Annotated in this window: 17 protein-coding genes, 1 tRNA gene and 3 other RNA genes; 3 read left to right on the top strand and 18 right to left on the bottom strand. The window is 55.3% G+C overall.

Translation table 11 applies throughout. The features are described from left to right. Positions 1–4 precede the first annotated feature (4 nt). The gene (gene bcsR, locus ACUY4S_RS01040; RefSeq protein ID WP_312690012.1) at positions 5–193 is read right to left on the bottom strand and encodes a cellulose biosynthesis protein BcsR; all 189 of its coding nucleotides are present in this window, start codon (positions 191–193) and stop codon (positions 5–7) included. Positions 194–381: 188 nt separating this feature from the next. Between bcsR and bcsE the strand changes: the two genes are divergently transcribed. The 3 genes from bcsE to bcsG are packed head-to-tail and all read left to right on the top strand — an operon-like array spanning position 382 to position 3,807. Next, complete coding sequence (gene bcsE, locus ACUY4S_RS01035) at positions 382–1,941, top strand: cellulose biosynthesis c-di-GMP-binding protein BcsE (protein WP_458023395.1); 1,560 nt, start codon at positions 382–384, stop codon at positions 1,939–1,941. Beyond that, on the top strand, positions 1,938–2,135 hold the full coding sequence (bcsF, locus tag ACUY4S_RS01030) for a cellulose biosynthesis protein BcsF (protein ID WP_312690016.1): 198 nt from the start codon (positions 1,938–1,940) through the stop codon (positions 2,133–2,135). The genes bcsE and bcsF overlap by 4 nt, the downstream gene beginning before the upstream one ends. Next, positions 2,128–3,807 carry a cellulose biosynthesis protein BcsG gene (gene bcsG / locus ACUY4S_RS01025; RefSeq protein ID WP_458024237.1) on the top strand — a complete coding sequence of 560 codons (1,680 nt, stop codon included), beginning with the start codon at positions 2,128–2,130 and terminating at the stop codon, positions 3,805–3,807. The genes bcsF and bcsG overlap by 8 nt, the downstream gene beginning before the upstream one ends. 43 nt (positions 3,808–3,850) lie before the next feature. Here bcsG and ACUY4S_RS01020 read toward each other — a convergent pair whose 3' ends face one another. The 17 genes from ACUY4S_RS01020 to eptB all read right to left on the bottom strand — a co-directional run bounded on the left by ACUY4S_RS01020 (position 3,851) and on the right by eptB (position 24,450). Then, positions 3,851–4,846 carry a family 8 glycosyl hydrolase gene (locus ACUY4S_RS01020; RefSeq protein ID WP_312690019.1) on the bottom strand — a complete coding sequence of 332 codons (996 nt, stop codon included), beginning with the start codon at positions 4,844–4,846 and terminating at the stop codon, positions 3,851–3,853. An 8-nt stretch (positions 4,847–4,854) separates the two neighbouring features. Next, on the bottom strand, positions 4,855–5,328 hold the full coding sequence (gene bcsD / locus ACUY4S_RS01015; protein ID WP_312690021.1) for a cellulose biosynthesis protein BcsD: 474 nt from the start codon (positions 5,326–5,328) through the stop codon (positions 4,855–4,857). Then, positions 5,328–9,311, bottom strand: a complete 3,984-nt coding sequence (locus tag ACUY4S_RS01010) for a cellulose biosynthesis protein BcsC (RefSeq protein WP_312690205.1) — start codon at positions 9,309–9,311, stop codon at positions 5,328–5,330. The genes bcsD and ACUY4S_RS01010 overlap by 1 nt, the downstream gene beginning before the upstream one ends. Positions 9,312–9,325: 14 nt before the next feature. After that, complete coding sequence (gene bcsB, locus ACUY4S_RS01005) at positions 9,326–11,611, bottom strand: cellulose biosynthesis cyclic di-GMP-binding regulatory protein BcsB (protein ID WP_312690023.1); 2,286 nt, start codon at positions 11,609–11,611, stop codon at positions 9,326–9,328. Beyond that, the gene (gene bcsA / locus ACUY4S_RS01000) at positions 11,608–13,722 is read right to left on the bottom strand and encodes a UDP-forming cellulose synthase catalytic subunit (RefSeq protein ID WP_458023577.1); all 2,115 of its coding nucleotides are present in this window, start codon (positions 13,720–13,722) and stop codon (positions 11,608–11,610) included. The genes bcsB and bcsA overlap by 4 nt, the downstream gene beginning before the upstream one ends. Positions 13,723–13,738: 16 nt before the next feature. Further along, positions 13,739–14,542, bottom strand: coding sequence for a cellulose biosynthesis protein BcsQ (bcsQ, locus tag ACUY4S_RS00995; RefSeq protein ID WP_312690027.1), 804 nt, complete (start codon positions 14,540–14,542; stop codon positions 13,739–13,741). Next, complete coding sequence (gene bcsO, locus ACUY4S_RS00990) at positions 14,533–15,066, bottom strand: cellulose biosynthesis protein BcsO (protein ID WP_312690029.1); 534 nt, start codon at positions 15,064–15,066, stop codon at positions 14,533–14,535. Before bcsO ends, bcsQ begins: the two co-directional genes overlap by 10 nt. A gap of 637 nt (positions 15,067–15,703) precedes the next feature. Then, complete coding sequence (dppF, locus tag ACUY4S_RS00985) at positions 15,704–16,717, bottom strand: dipeptide ABC transporter ATP-binding subunit DppF (RefSeq protein WP_458023578.1); 1,014 nt, start codon at positions 16,715–16,717, stop codon at positions 15,704–15,706. After that, on the bottom strand, positions 16,714–17,697 hold the full coding sequence (dppD, locus tag ACUY4S_RS00980) for a dipeptide ABC transporter ATP-binding protein (protein ID WP_312690033.1): 984 nt from the start codon (positions 17,695–17,697) through the stop codon (positions 16,714–16,716). Before dppD ends, dppF begins: the two co-directional genes overlap by 4 nt. 10 nt (positions 17,698–17,707) lie before the next feature. Continuing rightward, the gene (gene dppC, locus ACUY4S_RS00975) at positions 17,708–18,610 is read right to left on the bottom strand and encodes a dipeptide ABC transporter permease DppC (protein ID WP_312690035.1); all 903 of its coding nucleotides are present in this window, start codon (positions 18,608–18,610) and stop codon (positions 17,708–17,710) included. Between the two features lie 9 nt (positions 18,611–18,619). Then, positions 18,620–19,639 carry a dipeptide ABC transporter permease DppB gene (gene dppB, locus ACUY4S_RS00970; RefSeq protein WP_312690037.1) on the bottom strand — a complete coding sequence of 340 codons (1,020 nt, stop codon included), beginning with the start codon at positions 19,637–19,639 and terminating at the stop codon, positions 18,620–18,622. Between the two features lie 135 nt (positions 19,640–19,774). Then, positions 19,775–21,382, bottom strand: coding sequence for a dipeptide ABC transporter periplasmic-binding protein DppA (dppA, locus tag ACUY4S_RS00965; RefSeq protein WP_312690039.1), 1,608 nt, complete (start codon positions 21,380–21,382; stop codon positions 19,775–19,777). Positions 21,383–22,095: 713 nt separating this feature from the next. Beyond that, positions 22,096–22,228: non-coding RNA, RtT sRNA (locus ACUY4S_RS00960), on the bottom strand. Positions 22,229–22,264: 36 nt separating this feature from the next. Then, a non-coding RNA gene (locus tag ACUY4S_RS00955) (RtT sRNA) lies at positions 22,265–22,397 on the bottom strand. Between the two features lie 36 nt (positions 22,398–22,433). Next, a non-coding RNA gene (locus ACUY4S_RS00950) (RtT sRNA) lies at positions 22,434–22,566 on the bottom strand. 36 nt (positions 22,567–22,602) lie between these two features. Further along, positions 22,603–22,679: transfer RNA gene (locus ACUY4S_RS00945), tRNA-Pro, on the bottom strand. 91 nt (positions 22,680–22,770) lie between these two features. Then, positions 22,771–24,450 (bottom strand): kdo(2)-lipid A phosphoethanolamine 7''-transferase, encoded by a 1,680-nt coding sequence (eptB, locus tag ACUY4S_RS00940; protein ID WP_458022965.1) that lies wholly within the window; start codon positions 24,448–24,450, stop codon positions 22,771–22,773. Between the last annotated feature and the right edge of the window lie 73 nt (positions 24,451–24,523).

The following is a 24,523-nucleotide window of genomic DNA, read 5'->3' as shown; positions in this document are numbered from 1 at the left end:
TCCCTTATTGTTGACGGGCAAATTCTGCAAGCAGAGGCCAACGTTTAATCGCTGCCGCCAACTGTTCTCGTTGGGAAATATCGGCATAATCTATTTCGGGCAATGAAAAAGCCTTGCTCAGCGCCAGGAAATCATTTTGAAATGTGTAGCCCAAAGTTGGGTCTGTTTGAGTGTTGGGTTCATTGTTGTGCATTCAGGCCCGATCCTCGATCCCTATGAATAAAAAACTCACGTAAACACGTATAGATACAGCGAGGCATCGCGCCTGAGAAAATTCGTTTACATGCTAAATCTGATATTCTTTAATTTCAATGTTAGGTTTATTTCTTCGCTTTCGCTAGTAAACTGAGATACAGACAAATTCGCTGCAAGAGGGACATCGTGGACCCCGTATTTTCTATTGGCATCCAGTCATTATGGGATGAATTGCGTCAAATGCCTGCTGGCGGTATCTGGTGGATTAATACCGACCGGGAACAGGATGCGATTAATCTGATAAATCAAACCATCGCGGCGCAAGATAAAGATGCAAAAGTCGCGGCTATTGGCATGGGCCACGATCTGCGTAAAATCATTGAGCTGGATAATGATCACGGCCCTGAAAAAATCCGTCTGTTTTCCGTGCCAAATCGGGAAAAGAGTCTATACTTTTTCACCCGCGATTTGCTTTGCTCCATTGAGCCTGAGCATTATTTATTGATTCTGGTTGGTGCCAATAATGCCTGGCAGAATATCCCTACTGCTAATTTGCACAAATGGCTAGAAAAAACTCAGGAATGGGTGAAATACCACAAATGCTCGCTATTAATTATTAACCCAGGCAGCAACAATGATAAACAAGCGTCGATGCTGATGAGTGAATACCGCACGCTATTCGGCATGGCGAGCCTGCGTTATCAGAGTGATTTGCATATTTATGATGTAGCCTGGTGGTGTAATGAAAAAGGGGTAAGCGCACGTCAGCAGTTGCAGCTGTTGGCCCACGAGGGGCGCTGGCAATTAGCCCGCCAGGAAGAGGCCGCTGTTCAGCCTCGTAGTGATGAAAAACGCATCCTTAGCCATGTTGCAGTACTGGAAGGCGCGCCACCGCTCTCAGAACACTGGTCATTATTTGAAACCAACGAAGGTTTGTTTGAAGAAGCCCGCTCCAGCCAGGCGGCAACACTGATCTTCGCCCTCATGCAAAACCATCAGATCGAGAGTATCGCCCGGCAGATCCATACCTTGCGCCGCCAGCGCGGTAGCGGGCTAAAAATTATTGTGCGTGAGAGCAAAGCCAGCCTGCGCGCCACCGATGAACGTCTGTTGCTTGGCTGTGGCGCGAATATGGTGATCCCCTGGAACGCACCGCTGTCGCGCTGCTTAACCCTGATTGAAAGCGTCCAGGGCCAGCAGTTCAGCCGCCTGGTGCCGGAAGATATCACCACCCTGCTCTCCATGACGCAACCGCTGAAATTGCGCGGCTTCCAGCCGTGGGATACGTTTTGCGAAGCCGTGGGCAATATGGTCAATAACACGTTACTGCCAGCCGATGGCAAAGGGGTGCTGGTGGCGCTGCGCCCGGTGCCCGGTATTCGCGTTGAACAGGCGCTGACGCTCTGCCGACCAAACCGAACTGGCGATATTGTCAGTATTGGCGATAACCGACTGGTGCTGTTTTTATCGTTCTGCCGGGTCAACGATCTCGACACCGCGCTGAATCATATTTTCCCGCTGCCCACGGCGGATATTTTCTCCAACCGTACAGTGTGGTTTGAAGATAACCAGATTGCCGCTGAGCTGGTGCAAATGCGCTCGTTGCCGCCAGAGAAATGGTCAAAACCGCTGACGGCCACACGCGAAACGAAAAAAGTCATTAATGCAGAACATGATGGCACCGTGTGGCGGCGCATCCCGGAACAGTTCAGACTTTTAAGCGAAACAACGGAGCGTCCATCATGATGTCTGTTGCCGATATTGTGCAGCTTATTGTGCTGTGCGCGCTCATCTTCTTTCCGCTGGGTTATCTGGCGCGCCACTGGTCACGCCCGCTCCGCACCGCGTTACGCATCACCTTTACCAAACCGCGCTATATGAAATCGAACGGCGTGTTGCGCCGTGAATCGTCCGTCAAGGCAGACCGTAAACATGACTAATCCAACTACGACCACTCCCATGGCCACGCCGTTATGGCAATACTGGCGCGGCCTGGCAGGCTGGAACTTCTATTTTCTGGTGAAGTTCGCGCTGCTTTGGGCGGGTTACCTCAATTTTCACCCAATGCTGAACCTGGTATTTATGGCATTCCTGTTAATGCCGATACCCCGCCAGCGTTTGCACCGCCTGCGCCACTGGATTGCTATCCCTGTCGGTTTCGGGCTGTTCTGGCACGACACCTGGTTGCCAGGACTGGAAAGTATGATGAGCCAGGGTGCGCAGGTGGCGGGTTTTAGCGCTGATTACCTGCTGGATCTCGTCACACGCTTTATCAACTGGCAAATGATCGGGGCACTGTTCGTTCTGCTGATTGCCTGGCTCTTTTTGTCACAATGGATCCGCGTCACGGTCTTTGTGGTGGCGATCATGATCTGGCTGAACGTATTAACGCTTACCGGGCCGTCATTCTCATTATGGCCGGGCGGCCAGCCAACGACCACAGTGACCACCACGGGTGGCAGCGCCGCTGCTACAGTCGCTGCTGCTGGCGATACGCCGGTCGTGGGCGATATGCCCGCACAGACCGCGCCGCCAACGTCGGAAAATCTCAATGCGTGGCTGGCCAGCTTCTATGCCTCAGAAGCCAAACGCCAAAGTACCTTCCCGACCCAGCTCGCCGCCGACGCCCAGCCGTTTGATTTGCTGGTCATTAATATCTGTTCACTGTCATGGGCCGATATTGAAGCTGCCGGTTTAATGTCGCACCCGCTGTGGTCGCATTTCGATATGGTGTTTAAACATTTCAACTCCGCCACGGCTTACAGCGGCCCGGCAGCGATTCGTCTGCTGCGCGCCAGCTGCGGGCAGACCTCGCATACCAACCTTTACCAGCAAGCCGGAACGCAATGCTATCTGTTTGATAACCTCGCAAAACTGGGCTTTACGCAGCAGTTGATGATGGATCACAACGGTGAATTTGGCGGTTTTTTGAAAGAGATCCGCGATAACGGCGGGGTGCAAGTACCACTGATGAACCAGGCCGGCCTTCCGCCAGTCCTGCTCTCCTTTGATGGCTCGCCGATTTACGACGACACCGCTGTACTGAATCGCTGGATGGAGTCCGAAGCGGATAACCAGGGTAAGCGCACCGCCACCTTCTACAACCTGCTGCCATTGCATGACGGCAACCACTATCCGGGCGATCGCAAAACAGCGGATTACAAACTGCGGGCGCAGAAACTCTTTGATGAACTGGATGCCTTCTTCACCCAACTTGAGCAATCCGGGCGTAAGGTAATGGTGGTACTGGTGCCGGAACATGGCGCCGCGTTGCAGGGCGATAAAATGCAGGTTTCCGGCCTGCGCGATATCCCAAGCCCGTCGATCACCAACGTACCGGCAGCTATCAAGTTCTTCGGCATGAAGTCTCCGCATCAGGGCGCGCCAATCGAGATCACCCAGCCGAGCAGCTTCCTGGCAGTATCGGAAATTGTCACCCGCGTTCTTGATGGCAAGATCTTTACGGAAGACACCGTTAACTGGACGCAACTGACCAGTAACCTGCCGCAAACCGCGCCGGTTTCCGAAAATGCTAACGCGATTGTTATCCAGTACCAGGACAAGCCGTATGTGCGCCTGAATGGCGGCGACTGGGTACCGTATCCGCAGTGATGTGGTTTTTACCCCTCTCCCGGCGGGAGAGGGGCTGAAGGCATTATTTCTGTTGCGCCAGCCAGACCAGCATTTTCAGGCTGGCAGAGTAGTAATCATCCTGCGCACTGATTTGCGGCTCACTGAGCGGCTCGCCAAGCGTAAAGTCACGCACCGCCAGTAACCCGTCATTCATATTGTAAGGCGAATAATCATTGGTGGTCACATTCACCCAGGCCGGAGTCTGGTTGCGACTAAAACCCTGCCACCAGTTGCGCCACGGCGTCAGTAGCGGGCTTTGCTTATCCTGCCAGCCGACATATAACGGAATACGGATCGCATCGTAACTCATGCGCGGCGGCCACTCTTTAGCGGGCGTCAGCTTACCGTCCGCCGCCAGCGCCACCCAGTCAGTCGGCAAATTGGCTTTACCCCAGCCCATTTTCCCCAACAGTGTCTGCCCGTCTTTAATCAGCTCACGCCAGACCACCAGGTGACTGCGATCGGCAAAGTCCTGCCACGCCGGGAAAATAAAGTACGCGGGGTTCAGGTTCACATAGGTGTGCAGATTGAAGCCTTTCGCCCCCGGCAACATCACCCGATAACCGGCAAAGCTTGTCACAGTGTGTTTCAGCACGGCCTGGGTAATCGCGTCGGATGCAGAGAGATACGCCGGGTCATTCCAGCGCTGTCCGGCTTTCAGCAATGCCCATGCGATCAGGACATCGCCGTCGCTGGCATCGTTTTTGTCGGCAATGGGATCAGCCTCTACCGGGTTATAACGCCAGTAAAACAGGCCGGTATCCTTGTCTTTCAGGGTGTTGTTCGTCCAGTTCCACAAACTGGCAAAGGCCGCTTTATCATTATTAGCCACCGCCATCAGCATGGCGTAGCCCTGGCCTTCAGTATGGGAAATGCTCTTATTACCGGTATCGACGATACGGCCATCCGGCATCAGAAACCGTGCTTTATACGTCTCCCAGGCCACTCCGGCCTGAGAGAAGGACGAAAACAACAGGCTTGTCATCATCACCATTGCGGCGAAAATGTGCTTCAACATGGGTTCACTCACTGTGGGTTAGCGTAACGGAATACGACATCCGACACAGAATAGAGGCTTTCACGTCTGAAGACGAGACCGGACTCGCCGCCCTGCCCCTGCAACCAGCGTGAATAAAGCCCTTCGAGAATGGCGCAAAATGCCGCGCACCAGCGCGTCTGGTGCGCTTCCTCACGGGCGACCGGCATGCCCTGGTGGCGAAAAGCCAGGCCGTTATCACTGGCCTGAATATCAATACAGCCCCAGTTGAACAGGCTCAATTGCGCATTGATATGGGCTTCCAGTTCGCCCACGGTCTGCGAAGGCGGCAATGGCGCACGATCCGCCATCGCCTCTCCCATCTGGCGCAGGAACGGCAAGCTTTCGGCTTCGCCAACGTTACGCACCATGCCATCAATCATCACGCTCAGCAGATCAAACCACCCCGGCGGGGTCTGCTGCTGCTGAAAATAGGCCAGCAACATCGCGTTATCCGTCGTCATTACTTATCTCCCAGCATGTACCGCAAATAAACACCTGCGGTACTTTCGTTATAGCTGCCGAAGGTGTCGTAACTGACGTTACCGCCCACCGTCATTTTCTTGTTCACGTTGTAATCCAGACCTGCATGGAAGTTATAGCCAATGCCGTTTTGCGAACGTCCGCCATACTGGGCTTCTTTGATAAAGCCCAGGTCAGCCAGCTGTTGCAACATCTGTTGTGACTGCCCGTCTGTCGGGAAGTAGTCGCTCTTGTCCTGGGTATAAGACTGATACCCCACTGCGCCGCCAAGCTTCAGCTTCCAGTTGTCGATCTTCTGTGTCAGATCCACAGGCAGAGCCACGCTGACATAGTTCTGCGGGCTAAAGTAACCGCCCTGGCCGAAGGTGAAATAGCTGAGGTTTTTCGAGTAATCCATCCAGCTGACGCTCAGCCCGGTTTGCAACTGCCGGAAATCATCATGCCACGGGCGCAAATAGACTCCGGCATTGGCGTTCATGCTGGTGTTGGTCGCCACGTTTTCACCCACATAGCTGTAGCCGCCACCACCCACATAAAAACCTGCATCGCCGTCATCGTAACTCAGCTGCACGCTGCCGCCGTTTTTCGTCACCTGACCCCAGCGTTGGCCAGAATACTTGTCATATAAGCCGACATATGACAGCAGGCTGTCGGTCACCGCACGGCGCTCCCCGGTCAGGATCAGGGTTAAATAGTTGGTCAGCCTGGGCGACCACTTCACGCCGCCCACCAGCGAAGTGAGATCCTGGCCGAGCGGCGTACTGCCGATATCCAGCTTGTAGCTTTCGCCGCTTAACGCCATGTTCAGTTCAACACCGCTGGCGTTTTGGGAATCCGTCGAAGCGTTTATCGCATCGCTATAGTTCTTTTTATAGTTGGATTCGCTCAAGCTTTGCAGACGACCGGAACCCAGCAGCGACGTCAGATTGCTGTACCCTTCCGCCGTGAAAGGCGACAACTTGCTGGCGTCGGTGTAACCGGATAGATCGGTGAATTTGTCGCTGCCATCGGTCGCCGTTGAGCTATTCGCCGTTTTAATCGATGTACTGAGATTACTGGCGGCATCCGCCAGCGGGTTAGTGCCGTAGCGACGCCAGGCATCGCCCGAGGCGCTCCCCGAACTGAGGGAGACCGGCGTGGCGGTGAACTCAAAACGCGATTCGCCAAACGGCGAACTCGACCAGGTCAGCGGCGCTTTGGCTTCCGTCAGTTTACTGGTGCCGGTTTCGCCATCACGACCACGGATTTGTACGCCACCCTGCAACCACATACCGGTTTGTTCATTCATTTGCTGCATCATGTCGTCGACCTGGCGCAGAGTGCGGCTTTGCGCCGTTTCAACCGGTAAGTCGGTACGGGTCGTTCCCGGCAGGTTACTCCCTGGCTCACGCGCAACCTGGGCCACCTGCCACGGCAGTGTCTGCCCATACAGCGACTGCGGTGCGGCGCTTTTGCTGGTGGTGGTAAACGGGTTATCCGCCAGCAATACGCCGCCGAGGGTAGGCGTCGCATCACGGTTGGTCGAGTCCAGCCCGACCAGCTTGCCACGCGCGCTACGCAGGTAAGTCATTGCCTGTTGGTGGTTGCCTTTTGCCTCTTCCAGTCGCGCCAGCAGCAGCAAGCGATCCGGCGAGCTATTACTACGCAGCCCGTTCGCCAGGCTTTGCGCTTTCGTCACGTTATTTTCCGACAGCGCCACATCAATTGCGCCCACGCGTGCCGCCTGATCATCGCTGTCACGCGTCATCAGGTAGTCATACAGCACACCGGCTTCTTTGTTCATTTTGCCGCTCTGGTACAGGCGCCCCATCGCAAACATCAAATCGGTATTCTGCGGATCGTTTTGCAAAGCGCGGATCAGCTTATCGTAAGCGGCGGCGTAATTGCCCTGCTCACGCAGCCGATCGGCTTCGTTGATCACGTAGCCATTGCGCACGCCCGCCAGCTGCGCCGGGGTGCTGCGCGACTGCAGTTCCGGGCTGGAAACAAAGCTTTGCGCCTCCTGGTTAAGCCCGGCCTGGTTCAGTACGGCAACCTGATCGGCATAATCGCCGGCATTGCCCTGCACCCCTTGCTGCATGTTGCCCCGTACCAGCGATACGGCTGTCGTCAAATCGCCAGTACGCGCCAGCATGCGCGCCAGTTTGCCGGCATCTACCGGGCTTTTTGGCGGCGTAACAGACAACGCTTTCAGGGTATTTGACGCGGCGGTCATATTGCCCTGCGCCAGATAACGCTCAGCAGTCGCCATTTGCAGGTTGTAATTAACCCGCTGAGCGAGATCGCGCATCTGGCTGTTCTGGCTGGACGGGGAAATGCGGCCCAGCAACGAGCTGGCTTGCTGCCAGCCACCATTTTCACTGGCGTACAGCGCTGCTGCGTACAGCGAACTGGCTCCCGCGCCATCACGCCCTGCCGGGAGCATCACCGTCGCTCCTTCGCTCTCGCGTCCGGATTGCTGCAACAGACGGGCTAAATCGAGACGCAGCCACGGGTCATCCGGCAATCGGGCCACGCCCTGGCGCAGCAGACTGATGGCCTGCTCACTGTTTCCGGCAGCAGCCAGTTGTTGGGCCTGGCGGCGCAATGGATCGCCAGGTGTTCCCGCCACCACACGCGGTTGCAGCTTCGCCTGCACATTCGCCGGCAGGGTTCTCAGCATTGCCTGGGCTTCCTCTGCTTTATTTTGCTCGCGCAGAACGTAATAGAGGTTTTCCCGCGCCGGTGCGTTCTGCGGTTGATCGCTCAGAACGCCGCGCAGCGTCTGTTCCGCCTGGCTGTAATCTTTATTCTGGCGAAGCACATCGGCGCGGAACAGCTTCGCCGCCGTGCCACGCTCACCACTTTGTTGCGCCAGTGGGGCCGACAGCGCCAGCGCCTGGCTGACATTGCCCTCTTTTAACGCTTGTTGCGCCTGTGCCAGTTGCCCGTAAAACGCAGCGTCTTCTGCCTGGTTCTGCCGTTCGCCTGCCGCGTCGCCACCCTGATTTGCCGCCCGGTTAAGGTATTGCGCCGCCGCCTTATAATCACCGCTACGCTGGGCGATATACCCCATCCCCGCCAGCGCATCGGCATCGTCCGGGTTGGTTTGCAGCACTTGTGCAAATTTCTGCTTTGCCGCGCCAGTGTCCCCGCTATTGAGTGCGTTAAAGCCCGCGCCCTTTGCCGCCCCGCCTATGTTTTTGCGGTAGTAGGCCTGCACCTCGCTGTCCTGCGGGTGGCGTTGCAGCCAGGTATCGTAAAAGCGCTCATCGCCCGAGGTCGGGCCGAGCCATAACAACGCCTGGCGTAACCCGGCATCTGCCTCGGGGCTGCCGCCTGCCATCGGCTCCAGCAACAACATCCCCTGGCGGCGTGTCTCTTCACGCCAGGTCAGCATTTTGCCCAGCGCAACGCGTGCGGCATTATCCTGTGGGTACTGCGCGACAAAGCTTTGCAATTGCGACAGCGCCTGCGAATAGAGCGCTTTATCGCTCGCCATCGTCAGGTAATATTCCGGCGCGAGGCTTGGCGGCGGCGTGGGGCCATTAAACATACTGCGCCATGTTTCCAGCGCCGCCGGCACGTTACCGCTACGCGCTTGCTGCCGTGCGAGGGTCAATTGCCCCTGCGGGACTTGCGCCAGCTGTTTGGCGTTATCCAGCGCTTGCAGGCCGTTGTCGTTCGGCGCGCTCTTCGCCAGCCTGGCGCGCCACTGTGCGGCGGTTTGCAGGTCGCCGTTTTGCTGCGCCCATAATGCCATCAGGTACATGGCCTGGGTGTTATTGGCATCGACCATTAACACTTTTTTCAGCGACTCCATCGCCAGATCGTCATGGGATTTTTCGTGCCAGTAGTTAGCCTGATCGAACAACGCTTTCACTGCCGCCTCGTTTTGTGCGGCAACAGCCTGCCCGGCCACGCCGAGCAATAGGGTGCCGGAGAGGCAAAATGTGGATAACCGACGCGCGGTGTTGATGGTCATGGTGGTGATCTTTTTCACTTGTGGCTCTCCGGATCCAGACGTGCAGGCTCGCGTTTTTTCAGCGTGATATACAACACCCAGGCTCCCAGAGCGCTGAAGAGCAGTCCAAGAAGCGCCAGCAGCGCCGAGTGCTGGTTGGCGTACCAAATCACTCGCATCTGTGCAGGCATTTCGCCACTCGGGAACTGCTCGCCCACACGGAAACTGCGCACGCCATTTTCATTGGTGATGATCGCTGCATCACCACGAATACCGGCATTAATGCGTGCAGAACTCAGGTCATCATGCAAACGTGAAAGCTGTTCATCGTTGCTGCCCAGCGCCAGCACCACCAGCCGTGCGTCATTCCACGGTGAGCGGAAACTGACGAAACCGCGCCACGCTTCGTTAGAAGAGAAGTAGCGATCCGCTTCAATGCCCTGCGCCGCCCAGTCGCCGGAGAGCCAGCGCCGGATTTTTTGCCAGTTGCCGGGTTCACGCACGCCCAGCGTGCTGTCATGCGTGGTAAACGGCGACTCGGACAGCAGCGCACGGTTGAACGCATGCTGATCCATACCGGATACGGCCAGCACATCGCGGTCACGCAGCAGCGTCTGTACATTCCCTTCCGTCGGCATGCCCAGCAGTACGCGGTTATGCGCCAGAGCAGTACCAGTGGCATTACCGGAACGTGCCGCCATGTCGAGCAGTGTGGCAAGCTGAGTTTCCGTCGGGTTTGTCGGCAGCATTAAGACGGTTTCTGAGTAGTCCGCCAGCCGGGTAAAGGGGAAGGCCGCGCCGACGAAGTAAGAGAGGTTCGGTAACAAGGCAAAATGACGAGTGTGGCTCAGGTCAATCCACGACTCATCATCAATGCGGCTCTTAATATTGTTGTTTAACAATGTGCTGCATGGCGCGCTCGCTTTCGGCACGATGTTGAAGTACAGCGATAGCTGGTTGTCGCCGTAAATCATGTACGGCTCGAGCGGCATATCAAAGGATTCCTGTCGCGCATCGCCCCCCACTTTATGCCACAGTGTTTCCAGCGCGCCTTGCTTGTTCACCGGCAGGTTATGCAGGAACGTATCATTCAGTGTCATGCTCAGCCAGGAGCGCTGTTCGTCGATCCAGTTCTCGGTCGGGAAGCGGTAACCAATATGCAGAGGGATGGTTTCCCCGTCCCACAGGAACAGATCCGGCGCGGCGCGAAACGCAACCTGTAAAGGCGGGTGCCAGATCCCGGTGGTGGTCAGGCTCTGATCTTTACGCATCAGTTCACTGAGCTTTACCGGACGATCGGTTGGGATCCAACGCGGCGCATCATACGGTTTGCTCAGCGGGATGGTTTGCGCATCAACATCCACCTGCGGGGTTTGCTGGGAGAAATTACCTCGCGTCAACCGCCAGGCCGCCGCGCGCAATTCGGTGTCGTCTTTGCCCACCACCAGCAGCAGTTTGTAAACCGGGTTCGCCGGGTTATCGATCACTTTCAGCAGCGGCTGCGCGCTTTCCGGCAATGTCAGCCCGCCGATCTGCTCGCCTGGGTGGCCAATCAAAATGCCGTTCTTCTCCGGCAAACGATCGTGATACGCAGCAAAGGAAACGCCACGATAATCGGCCTGGATACCCATCCACGATGAGATCAGCGCCGCGGCACTGAGGGTATCGGCGCTGAGCGTCTGTCCGAACGCTATCGCAATCGCCGCCGGGGTCATCTGCATACGGTCAAAGAAGGGGCGCGGGAAGTGGCTCAGATCGGCACCAATATCAAGCTGCTGCCCTTCCAGTTCAAAATGAGAGTCCGGCAGGATGGTAACGCGATACTTGTCATTCAGATCGCGCTGGCACTGCATCGCATCGCCGTCGTTGATTTTAAAACTGAGATTGTTGCTGGAAACCATTAACGCTGCGGGTACATCGAGCTGGTAGCGGGCAATGTCGCCGTCGGTGAGGCTTAGCGGCACGGTGCCCAGCGGCTGGCCGTTGAGCATCAGTTGCAGGGTGGCGTTGCGCGTTGCCATTGCCGGGGAGAGACGCAGATTTAATGCCAGCCGGGCGCTGGTCATCACCTGGTCTGTCGGCAGGGTAAAATCGACTCCGCCCTGGAATTGCCCCCCGCTGAGGGTAATGCCCTGCGGCTGGCCCATTTGTGCAAGGCTAACGCTATTGACCACCGACGGCACAAACGTTGAGGTGCTCTGCGTCAGCCCGGGTGCAGTGAGTTCCAGCGGCAGGAGCGCGCCGACAGACGTTTCTTCGCTGTGCAACGGCGTAATAAATAATGCGCTGACCAGCATCGCCAGCGTAGTCAGACGTTTCATGCTTGCTCCTCCGCAGACGCTGCGCTGTCTGCCTGCGCCGCCCGCAGGCGACGATTTTCACGGCGGGACGTCCAGGTAAGCCAGAAGAGATCAAACACGGAACGCACAATCGTCAGCAGGGAACGGAACGGGTTGTCCTGCGGCTTCGGCGGGTGGATCCAGGCATCGGCGCGGGAAAGCACAACCCGCACCAGTTCACGGCGACGCGACAGAGGAATGTCGTTAAACATCAGCCGGATATATTGCTCATCGCTGGCAATAACATTTACCGGAATGCTGATCGCCCCGGATTGCAGCAACAGTTCAATCTCTTCGATGTCATCGGACAGATGGCGCGTGTCCGGCACCACGATGCGACAGCCCCCCATCGACAGATCCGCCGTCTTGCTGCGGGAGATGATCCCGCTGGCGTAGTGGATCAGTACCGGGATGTCGACATCAATACGGATTGTTTTACGCGTTTGTCGTGTTTCACGCGCCACGGCGATAGCCGCCAGCAGGAAGATCAGGCTGTACACTCCCCAGCCGACGTTCAGCGCGATAACGCGTGGATCGACACCAAAATAGTCATGCGCGCAGGCCCGCACGATGCCGGCAATGACCCCGGCGGCGAGCAGGACCGCAATAATCAAATGCGGGCGTACCACGCTAAAGTCGAAGTAGCCCACGTTCAGCAGGCCGCCTTTGTCGGTCACGTTAAACTTGCCGCGTTTCGGGAACAGCATCGTGACCACTGTCGGCAGCGCAATGTGAAAAGCCAGCACCAGGTCATAGATTTCGCCCCAGAAGCTGTAGCGGTAGCGCCCGTTCAGACGGGAGTTAACATAGACAGAGAGGAACAGGTGCGGTAGCGCGTACGCAAAAACCAGGCTCGCCGAGGAGTGAATAATGTTCAGGTTAAACAGTAGATACGCCAGCGGCGCGGTCAGAAAGGCGATACGCGGCAGGGCAAATTGGTAATAGAGCATGGCGCTCAGGTAACAGAGACGCTGCTGGAGGGTCAGGCCACGGCCAAACAACGGGTTATCGAGGCGAAAAATCTGCGTCATCCCTCGCGCCCAGCGGGTACGCTGGATCACATGCAGAACCAGACGCTCGGTCGCCAGGCCCGCCGCCAGTGGGATTGCGATAAATGACGATCCCCAGCCCAGGCGCTGTAATTTCAGCGCGGTGTGTGCATCTTCGGTGACGGTTTCTACGGCAAAACCCCCAATCTCTTCCAGCGCGCTGCGGCGGATCACCGCACAGGAGCCACAGAAAAAAGTGGCGTTCCAGTTGTCGTTGCCTTGCTGTATCGGGCCATAGAACAGCGTCCCTTCGTTAGGGATATTGCGCCCGACCGAGAGGTTACGCTCAAACGGATCGGGCGAATAGAAGTAGTGCGGCGTCTGCACCAGCGCCAGCTTCGGATCCTTAAGAAAACCGCCCACCGTAGCTTGCAGAAAGATGCGCGTGGCGACATGGTCGCAGTCGAAAACGCAGATCAGCTCCCCGTTGGTGAGCTTCATAGCGTGATTAAGGTTCCCGGCTTTGGCATGCGCATTATTATTACGCGTGATATACCCCACCCCCACATCGGCGGCAAACACGGCGAACTCGCTACGTTTACCGTCGTCAAGCAGGTAGATCTTGAGCTTGTCTTGCGGGTAATCAATACACTGCGCCGCCAGCACCGTATCCCGCACCACCTCTAACGGTTCGTTATAGGTGGGGATATACACATCCACCGTCGGCCACAGGCTGATGTCGTCCGGCAACTGGACTATGTCACGTTTTAAGGGCCAGGCAGTCTGCAAATAGCTGAGCAGCAACATTACCCATACGTAGACTTCCGCGAGGAACAGCCCCATGCCGAGGAGGGTTTCAATCTCTGAATTAAAATGCAGCGTTTGCGTCAGTCGGAAGTACATATAGCGGGTCGACAACAGGATCGACATCACCACCATAATCAAAGAGATGTAGCGCTTTTTATTAAAACCGAGCAGGAACAAAATGCCGATGCTGATCAAGCCAAAAATGTACTGCTTCTGGCTGTCCATCGGGGTAATGACCACTAACAGGGCGACCGGAATCATTGCCAGCGCCAGCAAGAGATAAAGAAACGTTTTCATGGGTTGCCCGTGAGTGTTAGAAGCCAGACATTTTGGGTTTACTGTGCACCGTGCCGTCGCCAATCTTGATGCCGAGAATGCCAGCGACGCGTTTCGCAATCAGTTCAATATCAAACGCCGCCGCAGAAGCCGGGCTGAAATCAAAAACCGACTGTTGTGAGGCGTTGGCTTCCGCAACACTTTCATCCCGGTGCAGCACGCCCAGCAGTTGGTTGCCCAGCCGCTGCTCCATAAACGCCGTCACGTCGCGGCTGATTTGCCGACGGTTATCGCTCTGGTTGATCACAAAGTAGTGGCCGGCTTTACGGTTGAGGATCTCCCCGGTCAGGCGGTTATTTTCGATATGCGGTAACAAAGAGAGCGACGCGGTATCTGCCAGCATCGTCACCAGGTGCACATCGGCCAGCCGTGACATGGCTTTTAATGCGGCCGACGGCCCCGGCGGGAAGTCGGCAATGATAATCAGGCCGGGATAGTTGAGCAGGGTATTCAACCCCCGCGTGAGGAAGTGCTCATCGTTGGTCAGACGCTCTTCGAAGGCGACACGCTGCTCTTCGCTGGCATCACCATACGGCAGGACAAAGATATTGCTGCCAGCGGAGAGGACAAACTGGCTCCAGTCGGAAGATTCCCCCGCTTTAGCCACAAAACCGCGCCCGTCGGAAAGAGGAACGCCGAAATGCAAACGCAACGCGTTCTGCACATCGAAATCCAGCGCCAGCACTTTACTGCCCGAGCGCGCCAGCGCATACGCCAGGTTAGCCGTTAGCGTCGTTTTCCCGACCCCGCCTTTCGGCGAACACACACAAATTAACGGCATGACGCAATCCTTTCTAACAACGATTGTAATGGCTGATTTTTGCCCGGTGCCGGTTTGGCTTCCGGCGTTTTTGCCGCAAAAAGTTTGGCGTAGTTGACGCGCGCTGACGCAGCGGTAGTAAGCGAGGCGGGATGCGGCGCAGGTATCTGCATCACGGGCGCAAATCTGGCGGGTTCCGGGGCACTGGCTGCGGCATTAAACGCGGGCGCCACGCTATCAAGTTGGCTGGCAACCCCCTGAAAAATAGACGAGGCCGGTACACGGAGCGGCTCTACGGGTTCCGCGTCATTAGCGTGTTCGTGATCGCTGACGTGAAAGAGCGCCGGATCAACGGTCTGGGGGACAGGAACGGAAACATGGCCGCCAGGGGCCAGCACCGAGGCGTCCGTGGCGGGAGAAAGCTGATTAATAAGGCTCCAGTGGCCCTGGTCGTTCGCGAGGTTCTGCGCAGAGAAATCCTTGAAAGCGTGATTCTGATTACGAGTCTTGTCCTTGAACCTCTGCAAATCATCATAATGATTCATAGTTATTCTCATGATTTACAAAAAAATATTGTACCCACCACCGTCAGGATCGACAGGTCCTGGTATTGGTAGCTCGATGGCGTTTTTTTATTTCGCGGTGCAATTACGAGTGGGTACGTGGTAATGCTTTTCTATTAGCAACAGCGTGATTGTGGCGGTAAAAGTTTTAGCAGTGCTAAACACGCTGTTAATTTGCAGCAAATATATAAATATTGCCCATACATGTGCCATCTTTTTTTTACGCTAAAATCATTACAGAATTTTAATCCTGCGATTCAGCCTTTAATCAGGCTGATTAACAACAATGAATATTAAAAATGTTATTATTAATTTTTTATAATTAAATATTCAGCACGATATGCTATTTATTGTATTTATGCGTTACACTTTTAGTTACCTCAGGACATATTCAGAAATAACTTTTCGCGTCGGAAAAGACGCTAATTGCGCTAACTCATTATTCCTGTTGGCATTATTGCGACACTACTGTTTTTGGCAGGTTTTCCGGAAATTTTTAAAATAAACCGGAGCGTTTATCAGGTTTTAAGATTATCGCCAGAATGGAAATAAGCGATTTGGCCGCCAGCGGACAAAAAAATGCCCGGTAAGCAACAAGCTACCGGGCAGAGAGAACGGATTATACCTGTGGTTTCTCGCCGTTTTCATCCTGATCAACAGCAAAGCAGGCCACCAGCTGACCGCCATACTCTTTCAGTTGCGGCTGCAACTGCGTGCACGGCCCAAAACGACGACGGCAGCGGGCATTAAACGCACAGCCTGGCGGCGGGTTGAGCGGGCTGGGCAGCTCGCCGGTCAGCTTGATGCGCTCGCGGCGCTCATCCGGGTTCAGACGGGGCGTGGCAGAGAGCAGCGCCTGGGTATAAGGATGGCGCGGATTAGAAAAAATCTGATCCTTGGTGCCTTTTTCCACGCAGCGGCCGAGGTACATCACCATGACTTCATCCGCAATGTGCTCAACCACCGACAGATCGTGAGAAATAAAGACGTAAGACAGCCCCAAATCCTGCTGCAGATCCATCATCAGGTTTAGCACCTGCGCACGTACGGACACGTCCAGCGCGGAAACCGGTTCATCTGCGATGACCACATCCGGGTCAAGCATCAAACCACGGGCGATAGCAATACGCTGACGCTGGCCGCCGGAAAACATATGCGGATAGCGGTCGTAATGTTCGGTTTTCAGGCCGACTTTCGCCATCATCGCCAGTGCTTTCTCACGCCGCGCCTCTTTACTCAGCGCGGTATTAATCAGCAGCGGCTCTTCAAGGATTTGCCCCACTTTTTTGCGCGGGTTCAGCGAACCATAGGGGTTCTGGAAGACAATCTGAATTTTCTGCCGACGCAGTTTTTGCGCCTGCGGATCGTGCTTCAGCAAATCCTGCCCCTGGTAGTACAGCTCGCCGCCGGTCGGGGTTTCGATCATGGTCAGCAGGCGACCGAGCGTGGATTTGCCACAGCCGGATTCACCCACCACCGCCAGCGTTTTGCCGCGCTCCAGCGTAAAGGAGACGCCATCCAGTGCTTTAACCAGGCGTTCCGGAGCAAAGAGCCCTTTTTTCACCGGGTAGTGTTTTTTCAGGTCGATAGCCTGCAACAGCGGCTGTTGCGAGGTGGCCTCTTGCGTACTCATCGTGTTGGCCTCCCGGCGTCATCGAGTGGGTAGTGACATTTAGACTGACGCCCGCCATCGACGGTGTTCAGTGCAGGCTCCTGCTCGCGGCACAGGTCCGTAGCATACGGGCAGCGCGGGTTGAGCAGACAGCCTGTCGGGCGGTCATATTTACCCGGCACCACACCCGGCAGCGATGCCAGACGGGCTTTATCCTGCGCGAATTCCGGCAGCGCGCGCAGCAGCGCCTGGGTGTATGGATGACGCGGCGCGCGGAAAATATCTTTCGCTTCACCGGTTTCCACCACCTGACCCGCGTACATAACGATAATTTTGTGCGCCGCTTCCGCTACCAGCGCCAGATCGTGAGTGATCAGGATCAGCGCCATGTTCTCTTTCTGCTGTAACTCCAGCAGCAGTTCAATGATCTGCGCCTGGATCGTCACGTCGAGCGCGGTCGTCGGTTCGTCGGCAATCAGCAGCTTCGGCTGGCAGGCAATCGCCATGGCAATCATCACGCGCTGGCTCATCCCACCGGACAATTGGTGCGGGTAAACATCCAGACGCGATTCAGGGTCAGGAATACCAACCTGCGTCAGCAGATCAATGGCACGCTGACGACGGGTTCTTTTATTGCCGCCCTGGTGGACTTTAATGGCTTCCATAATCTGGAAACCGACCGTATAGCACGGGTTCAGGCTGGTCATCGGATCCTGGAAAATCATCGCCACTTCGGAACCCACCAGACTGCGGCGCTCTTTTTCCGATATGCGTTTCAGATCCTGACCATTAAATTCCAGCTTGTCGGCCATGACGCGGCCCGGGAAGTCAATCAATCCCATGATTGCCAGCGAGCTGACCGATTTACCGGAACCGGACTCACCGACAATGCCAACCACTTCACCCTGATTTACGCTGTAGCTTATGCGGTCTACGGCGCGGAATTCGGAGCCAACGTCGCCGAAGTGCACCGATAATTTATCTACATTTAATAACGCCATCTCGAGCCTCTTACTGCTTCAGTTTGGGGTCGAGCGCATCACGCAAACCGTCGCCCATCAGGTTAAATGCCAGCACCGTTAGCAGGATCGCAACGCCAGGGAAGGTGACGACCCACCAGGCGCTCTGCGCGAATTGCAACACGTCGGAGAGCATCGTGCCCCACTCCGGTGTTGGCGGCTGCGCACCCATACCGAGGAAGCCCAGAGCAGCCATATCAAGAATGGCGTTCGAGAAACCCAGCGACGCCTGAACAATCAGCGGCGCAAGGCAGTTAGGGAAGATGTTCACGAACATTTGGCGCATCGCACCGGCACCCGCCACGCGGGACGCAGTCACATAGTCGCGATTCACCTCCACCAGTACGGCAGCGCGGGTGAGTCGGACATAGTGCGGCAAGGCCACAAAGGTGAGCGCCAGCGAGGCGTTAACGATCGACGGGCCAAAGATGGCCACCAGCACCAGCGCCAGTAACAGGCTTGGCAGCGCCAGCATGATGTCGACAACACGCATAATGATATTGTCGATCAGACCGCCGAAGTAGCCGGCGACAAGCCCCAGCACAATACCGGCAACCAGCGACAGCACCACCACCAGGCAACCGACCAGCAGCGACAGACGCGCACCGAACATCAGACGGGACAGCGTATCGCGACCTACATCGTCGGTGCCAAGAATATGTGACCAGGTGCCGCCATCCTGCCAGACCGGCGGCGCAAGCAGCGCATCGCGGAACTGATCCGCCGGGTTGTGCGGCGCCAGGACGTTAGCGAATACGGCAATAATCAGCATGATGAGCACATACACCAGCCCAACGACCGCGCCTTTATTGCGTTTGAAATAGTGCCAGAACTCCTGCAGCGGGGTCATCGGCACCGGTGCAGCGACAACTTTATTTTCAGTGACTTGTGACATGATGGCCCCTTACTTCTTATGCCGGATACGCGGGTTCACCACGCCGTAAAGCAGGTCTACCAGCAGGTTGACGAGAATGATCATCGTCGCCACCAGCAGCACCCCGCCCTGCACCACCGGATAGTCACGGCGTTGCAGCGCATCAATCAGCCAGCGGCCAAGACCTGGCCACGAGAAGATGGTTTCTGTCAGGATGGCCCCTGCCAGCATCGTTCCCACCTGCAAACCGATGACCGTCACTACGGGCAGCATCGCATTGCGCAGTGCATGGACGATAATCACGCGCATGCGGGTCAGCCCCTTCGCGCGGGCGGTACGAATATAATCTTCACCCAGCACTTCGAGCATGGATGAGCGCGTCATACGCACAATCACCGCTAACGGGATTGTCCCCAGGACCACCGCAGGCAGGATCATATGCGCCAGTGCGTCGATGAAGTTCCCCTCTTCGCCCCAGATGGCGGTGTCTATCAACATAAACCCGGTTAATGGATTCGTGTCATCAAGGAACACCATATCGCTGACGCGCCCCGAAACCGGCGTCAGGTTCAACTGCACCGACACCAGCATGATCAACATCATGCCCCACCAAAAAATAGGCATCGAGTAACCCGTCAGCGCAAGACTCACGGCGGTGTGATCGAAAATGGAACCGCGCTTCACCGCAGCCATTACACCGACCGGAATGCCAACCGCAACGGCAAAAATCATGGCGCAAACACCGAGTTCGAGTGTCGCTTTAAACCGCGGCACGAACTCGTCCCACACCGGAAGACGGCTCTTCAGAGAGATGCCTAAATCACCATGCAACACGCCCCAGACGTACTGGACATATTGCTCCCAGAGCGGCTTGTCGAGTCCAAGCTCGGCCAGCAACTGGGCGTGACGCTCAGGGGAGATACCACGCTCACCCGCCATGATCATCACCGGATCGCCGGGGATCATATGGACAAAAGCAAAGGTGAGAAGGGTGATACCGATAAACGTGGGGATAACCAACCCCAAACGTCGGAGAATGAACTGCAACATAACCCGGATTCTCAGTAGTGACGCAGCGCCTGGCGACGGCGCGTCTGTATTACTCACAATAATGAATTCCCTCCTGAGAGGGAAAACGCCTTTCCCCCTCTCCCGGAAAGGGAGAGGGGTCAGGATTCGAACTTATTATTCGACAGACACGTTTTCGAAGTGGTGTTTGCCTAATGGATCAACCACATAGCCTTTGACTTCTTTACGCACTGGCTCATAAACGGTGGAGTGAGCCACAATCAGCGCCGGAGCCTGATCATGCATCACAACCTGAGCTTGTTTGTACAGTTCAATACGCTTGTTATGGTCGTCGGTCGCACGCGCCGGCTGAATCAGATCTTCAAACGGCTTATAGCACCAGCGGGAGTAGTTAGAGCCGTCTTTCGCCGCTGCGCAGCTGAACAGCGTGGCGAAGAAGTTATCCGGATCCCCGTTGTCGCCGGTCCAGCCCATCATCACCGCCTGGTGTTCGCCTGCTTTCGCACGCTTCAGGTATTCACCCCATTCGTAGGTGACGATCTTGGCCTGCACGCCCACTTTCGCCCAGTCAGCCTGAATCATCTCTGCCATGCGGCGAGCGTTCGGGTTGTACGGACGTTGTACCGGCATTGCCCACAGTTCAACGGTAAAGCCTTTATCCTGACCTGCTTCTTTCAGCAGTTGTTTCGCTTTCTCAGGATCGTAGGTGTAATCCTTAACGTCGTCGTTATAGCCCCACATGGTCGGCGGGATCAGGTTTTTCGCCGCGACGCCCGCGCCCTGGTACACCGCTTTAATGATCGCTTCTTTGTTCACCGCGTAAGTCAGCGCCTGACGTACTTTCACATCATCAAACGGTTTCTTCTCGGTATTGAAGGACATATAGCCGACGTTCAGACCCGCCTGCTCAAGCAGCGTAATGTTTTTATCCTGCTTCATGCGTTCAATGTCTGCCGGGTTCGGGTACGGCATAACCTGGCACTCATTTTTCTGCAGCTTGGCGTAACGCACTGAGGCGTCTGGGGTGATGGAGAAGACCAGACGATCGATTTTCGGTTTGGTGCCCCAGAATCCTTCAAACGCTTTGTAGAGAATGCGCGAGTCTTTCTGGTATTGCAGCAGCTGGAACGGGCCGGTACCGATCGGATCAAGATCGACTTTCTCCGGTGTGCCCGCTTTCAGCATGTTGTCTGCGTACTCTTTAGAGAGGATAGACGCGAAATCCATCGCCAGATCGGCGAGGAACGGTGACTCCGGACGCGTCAGGACGAACTGGACGGTATGATCGTCCACTTTCTTCACTTCGCTAATCAGGTCTGGCAGACCCATACCTTCGAAGTATTCGTAACTGCCGCCAGAGACTTTGTGATACGGATTCTGGGCGTTTTTCTGACGATCAAAGGAGAAGACGACGTCATCTGCGTTGAATTCACGCGTTGGTTTAAAACCTTTGTTGTCCTGCCACTTTACGCCTTTACGCAGGTGGAAAGTGTACGTTTTGCCATCGGCGCTGATTTCCCACTTTTCAGCAAGACCCGGAATGACTTCAGTTGTGCCGGTTTTAAATTCAACCAGACGGTTATAAATCGGCACTGAGCTGGCATCGTAAGTGGTACCAGAAGTGAAAAGCTGTGGGTTGAAGCCTTCAGGCGAACCTTCAGAACAATAAACCAGGGTTTTTGCCTGCACGCTGGCGGCTACAGTCATAGCCACAAGGCTAAGACCAAGCTTCAGCATCCCTGACTTCTTCAAGGAAATACTCATTGATTCTGCTCCAATGTGATATGTGTTGTTACCCTTGCATGGGGTATGTCCGACAGGCCTTTATTAGATTTTTACCCGGTCTGGTCGGTAGTGCCCGAGGGCTTTATGAGAGATGGGGATTCCTTTCACAAGGTTGACTGAGTTGCAGTGCAGATTCTCCTTGAAATGCCCCTCATGCCCTACAATCTGTCAACAGAATGTCAAAACGTCAATACAGGTAACCGGGATTTACAACGGCGGTGAGAATCCGTAAACAAAGTTTAAAAAAACTTCAAACCTCTATTTTCAGCAGGGAAATTTATGCTACTGCCTCAAGAGCAGGACAAATCACCTTACAACGCGATATATCCAGTGATTAACATTCATGCAGATTATAAAAAATTTCTTACGATATGCTGAATATATGAGCGATTAATACCGTGAACGCTAAAACGCACAGCGAAATATGCTGCCTCTATCTATAAGCAACGCGAAAAAAGATTCATCTATATATAAAAAAATACAATGGAATATCTCACAAAAGAGTGAACTGGCAGTGGGAAGTGAGGATAAGCGAGATTTTTGACGAAAAGGAATGTTGCGGCGTTGCTGGCGGGGGCTGCGCTCCCCCGTTCTGCTGCGCAGCAGAGGTGATGAGGCAAACCTGTAATCAGTTACGTTTTGCAGGCGCAGAAAGCAAAAAACCCAACCTTGCGGCTGGGTTTTTCTGAATTTGGTCGGTGCCAGAGGATGACTCGCCACTGCGTGGCTCGCCCTGCGGGCCGTTGCTGAAGCAACGTTCTCTCTCTTCGCTCGGGTCGAACCTCCACCCCCGGAGTTTATCATCCTCTTCTGGACGCAGAAAGCAAAAAACCCAACCTTGCGGTTGGGTTTTTCTGAATTTGGTCGGTGCCAGAGGATGACTCGCCACTGCGTGGCTCGCCCTGCGGGCCGTTGCTGAAGCAACGTTCTCTCGCTTCGCTCGGGTCGAACCTCCACCCCCGGAGTTTCTCATCCTCTTCGGGACGCAGAAAGCAAAAAACCCAACCTTGCGGTTGGGTTTTTCTGAATTTGGTCGGTGCCAGAGGATGACTCGCCACTGCGTGGCTCGCCCTGCGGGCCGTTGCTGAAGCAACGTTCTCTCGCTTCGCTCGGGTCGAACCTCCACCCCCGGAGTTTCTCATCCTCTTCGGGACGCAGAAAGCAAAAAACCCAACCTTGCGGTTGGGTTTTTCTGAATTTGGTCGGTGATAGAGGATTCGAACCTCCGACCCCTTCGTCCCGAACGAAGTGCGCTACCAGGCTGCGCCAATCACCGAATGCGGGGCGCATCTTACTGCCGTGAACATGCCCCGTCAATCCTTTAATGTAAAAAAGCGCGCTGACTGGTGAGAAAGCCAGCAGCGTAGTTACTTCGCGGGCTGCGACCGCAAATGGCACCAGTTATTGTTCTCGTTAATCCCGCCATTTGGCGAGGTATAACCGAGGCAACCCATTATCGTGTCGTACAGCTCAACGTGGCGGCGCGGCGTTTTATAGGCCGCCTGCTGCTTCAGTTGCGCGAACATTTTCGCCTTGTCCGGATCCTGCAAATACTTATCGGACATCCACACCATCATCGGCACACGGAACTGCTCCGGCGGCGCCATTTTACGCGGCGTACCATGCAAATGCTCTTTGTCGTTAATCGACTCGCCGTGGTCGGCTGCGTAGAAGATGATTGCCTTACGATCGCGCAGCTTATCAATCACCGTATCGATAAAGTGATCCACATACGTGACCGAATTATCATACGAGTTAATCAACTCCTCTTTACTGCATTTGCCGCTGGCCTGGCACTCCGGCGTCCACTGCGCAAAGCTGCGCGGGTAGCGCTGGGTGTAATTAAAGTGCGAGCCTTTAGTATGGAGAATAATCATGTGTTTACCGGCATGTTTATTGTCCAGCGAGCGTTGCATTTCCTCAATAAGCAGCATGTCATCCACGCTTTTACCGCGGTTACGCGGCTCGGCACCAATCTGCTCGCGATAGGCTATGTTGTCTGCCATGGTATTGCTGTAGAACCACATCTCGCTCTGCATGGCGTACAAATCGGTGGTGAACCCCAGTTGCTTGAGCACCGCAAACACATTTTGCTCTTTCAGCGTACGTTGCGGGTTATCGTCTGCCCCGCCTTCACGCACAAACATGCAGCGTAAAGAGAGTTTTGTCGCCGTATCGCAGGACTCGCCGCGATAAGCAACCAGGTTTTTCTCCTGCGCCAGTTTCGGGGTGGTGTCACGGGAATAACCCAGCATCCCCATATGATCCCAACGCGTTGTTTCGCCGATAATAAAGACGACCCAGGTATCATCGATATCTTTCGGCGCCACGTAGGTAAACTTTGTCGCCGGGTTCATCAGTGACTTATTGTCTGAAGACTCATCCACCTGCGCCCAGGCATACAGCCCCAGTGCCGAAAGCCAGTTAGAAGGCAGATAAGAGTTGGCCACCACCCCGCCATAACTGGGCATATCTACGCCGGAGATTTTCTCATCATCTTTTTGCTGCATATCCAGCAGACGAATCGGCCCCCACACCATCAACCCCGCCAGCACCACCAGCGTCACACTGCGAAGGCGCTGGCCGGGCGTATGCAACTGGCGCAGCAGCGTGTAGCGGCAACGATTACTCCAGATAAAGAGCAACGGCAACGCGCTGACCAGCACAACCCAGACAATCAGTTGCCAGCCCACCACTTCTTTGGAGAGGTCAATATCCGTGGTCATCACCGAGGCAATAATGCCATAGCCGATCACCACGTTAAGGAAAGTCATATAGAAGCTGGCACAGGCGGAAAACAGCACGACCAGCGAAGCCAGTACGCGCCAGGCGCGGCGGCCAAACAACGATAGAACGCGCAGCAGGAAAAAGGTAACCAACACCGTACCTGCCAGTTCAACAACCGCAGAGAGTCCTTTCAAAACGGTGAAAGCTTGCGCATAACCGTCAAACCGACGATAAAAAACCGCGCTATTCATAAACAGACCGATATACAACGCCAGGAAGAAGCTCAGCTTCTGCTGGGTCATCGTTTTGATATAACTCATGCAAACGACCCTGAAAAAAGGGGAAACAGCGCCCGACAAGCGTCGAACAGTAACGCAGGCAGGCAAACAGAGT

The organism is Kosakonia beeri, assembly GCF_054165705.1.
Note: the sequence above shows the minus strand (reverse complement) of the source record. Positions and strands in the feature narration are given on the sequence as shown.

What these genes read in the sequence shown, in the direction of transcription:
- bcsR (WP_312690012.1), bottom strand. Translation starts at nt 193, where the DNA reads ATGCACAACAATGAACCCAACACTCAAACAGACCCAACTTTGGGCTAC.
- bcsF (WP_312690016.1), top strand. Translation starts at nt 1,938, where the DNA reads ATGATGTCTGTTGCCGATATTGTGCAGCTTATTGTGCTGTGCGCGCTC.
- bcsG (WP_458024237.1), top strand. Translation starts at nt 2,128, where the DNA reads ATGACTAATCCAACTACGACCACTCCCATGGCCACGCCGTTATGGCAA.
- ACUY4S_RS01020 (WP_312690019.1), bottom strand. Translation starts at nt 4,846, where the DNA reads ATGTTGAAGCACATTTTCGCCGCAATGGTGATGATGACAAGCCTGTTG.
- bcsD (WP_312690021.1), bottom strand. Translation starts at nt 5,328, where the DNA reads ATGACGACGGATAACGCGATGTTGCTGGCCTATTTTCAGCAGCAGCAG.
- ACUY4S_RS01010 (WP_312690205.1), bottom strand. Translation starts at nt 9,311, where the DNA reads ATGACCATCAACACCGCGCGTCGGTTATCCACATTTTGCCTCTCCGGC.
- bcsB (WP_312690023.1), bottom strand. Translation starts at nt 11,611, where the DNA reads ATGAAACGTCTGACTACGCTGGCGATGCTGGTCAGCGCATTATTTATT.
- bcsA (WP_458023577.1), bottom strand. Translation starts at nt 13,722, where the DNA reads ATGAAAACGTTTCTTTATCTCTTGCTGGCGCTGGCAATGATTCCGGTC.
- bcsQ (WP_312690027.1), bottom strand. Translation starts at nt 14,542, where the DNA reads ATGCCGTTAATTTGTGTGTGTTCGCCGAAAGGCGGGGTCGGGAAAACG.
- bcsO (WP_312690029.1), bottom strand. Translation starts at nt 15,066, where the DNA reads ATGAATCATTATGATGATTTGCAGAGGTTCAAGGACAAGACTCGTAAT.
- dppF (WP_458023578.1), bottom strand. Translation starts at nt 16,717, where the DNA reads ATGAGTACGCAAGAGGCCACCTCGCAACAGCCGCTGTTGCAGGCTATC.
- dppD (WP_312690033.1), bottom strand. Translation starts at nt 17,697, where the DNA reads ATGGCGTTATTAAATGTAGATAAATTATCGGTGCACTTCGGCGACGTT.
- dppC (WP_312690035.1), bottom strand. Translation starts at nt 18,610, where the DNA reads ATGTCACAAGTCACTGAAAATAAAGTTGTCGCTGCACCGGTGCCGATG.
- dppB (WP_312690037.1), bottom strand. Translation starts at nt 19,639, where the DNA reads ATGTTGCAGTTCATTCTCCGACGTTTGGGGTTGGTTATCCCCACGTTT.
- dppA (WP_312690039.1), bottom strand. Translation starts at nt 21,382, where the DNA reads ATGAGTATTTCCTTGAAGAAGTCAGGGATGCTGAAGCTTGGTCTTAGC.
- eptB (WP_458022965.1), bottom strand. Translation starts at nt 24,450, where the DNA reads ATGAGTTATATCAAAACGATGACCCAGCAGAAGCTGAGCTTCTTCCTG.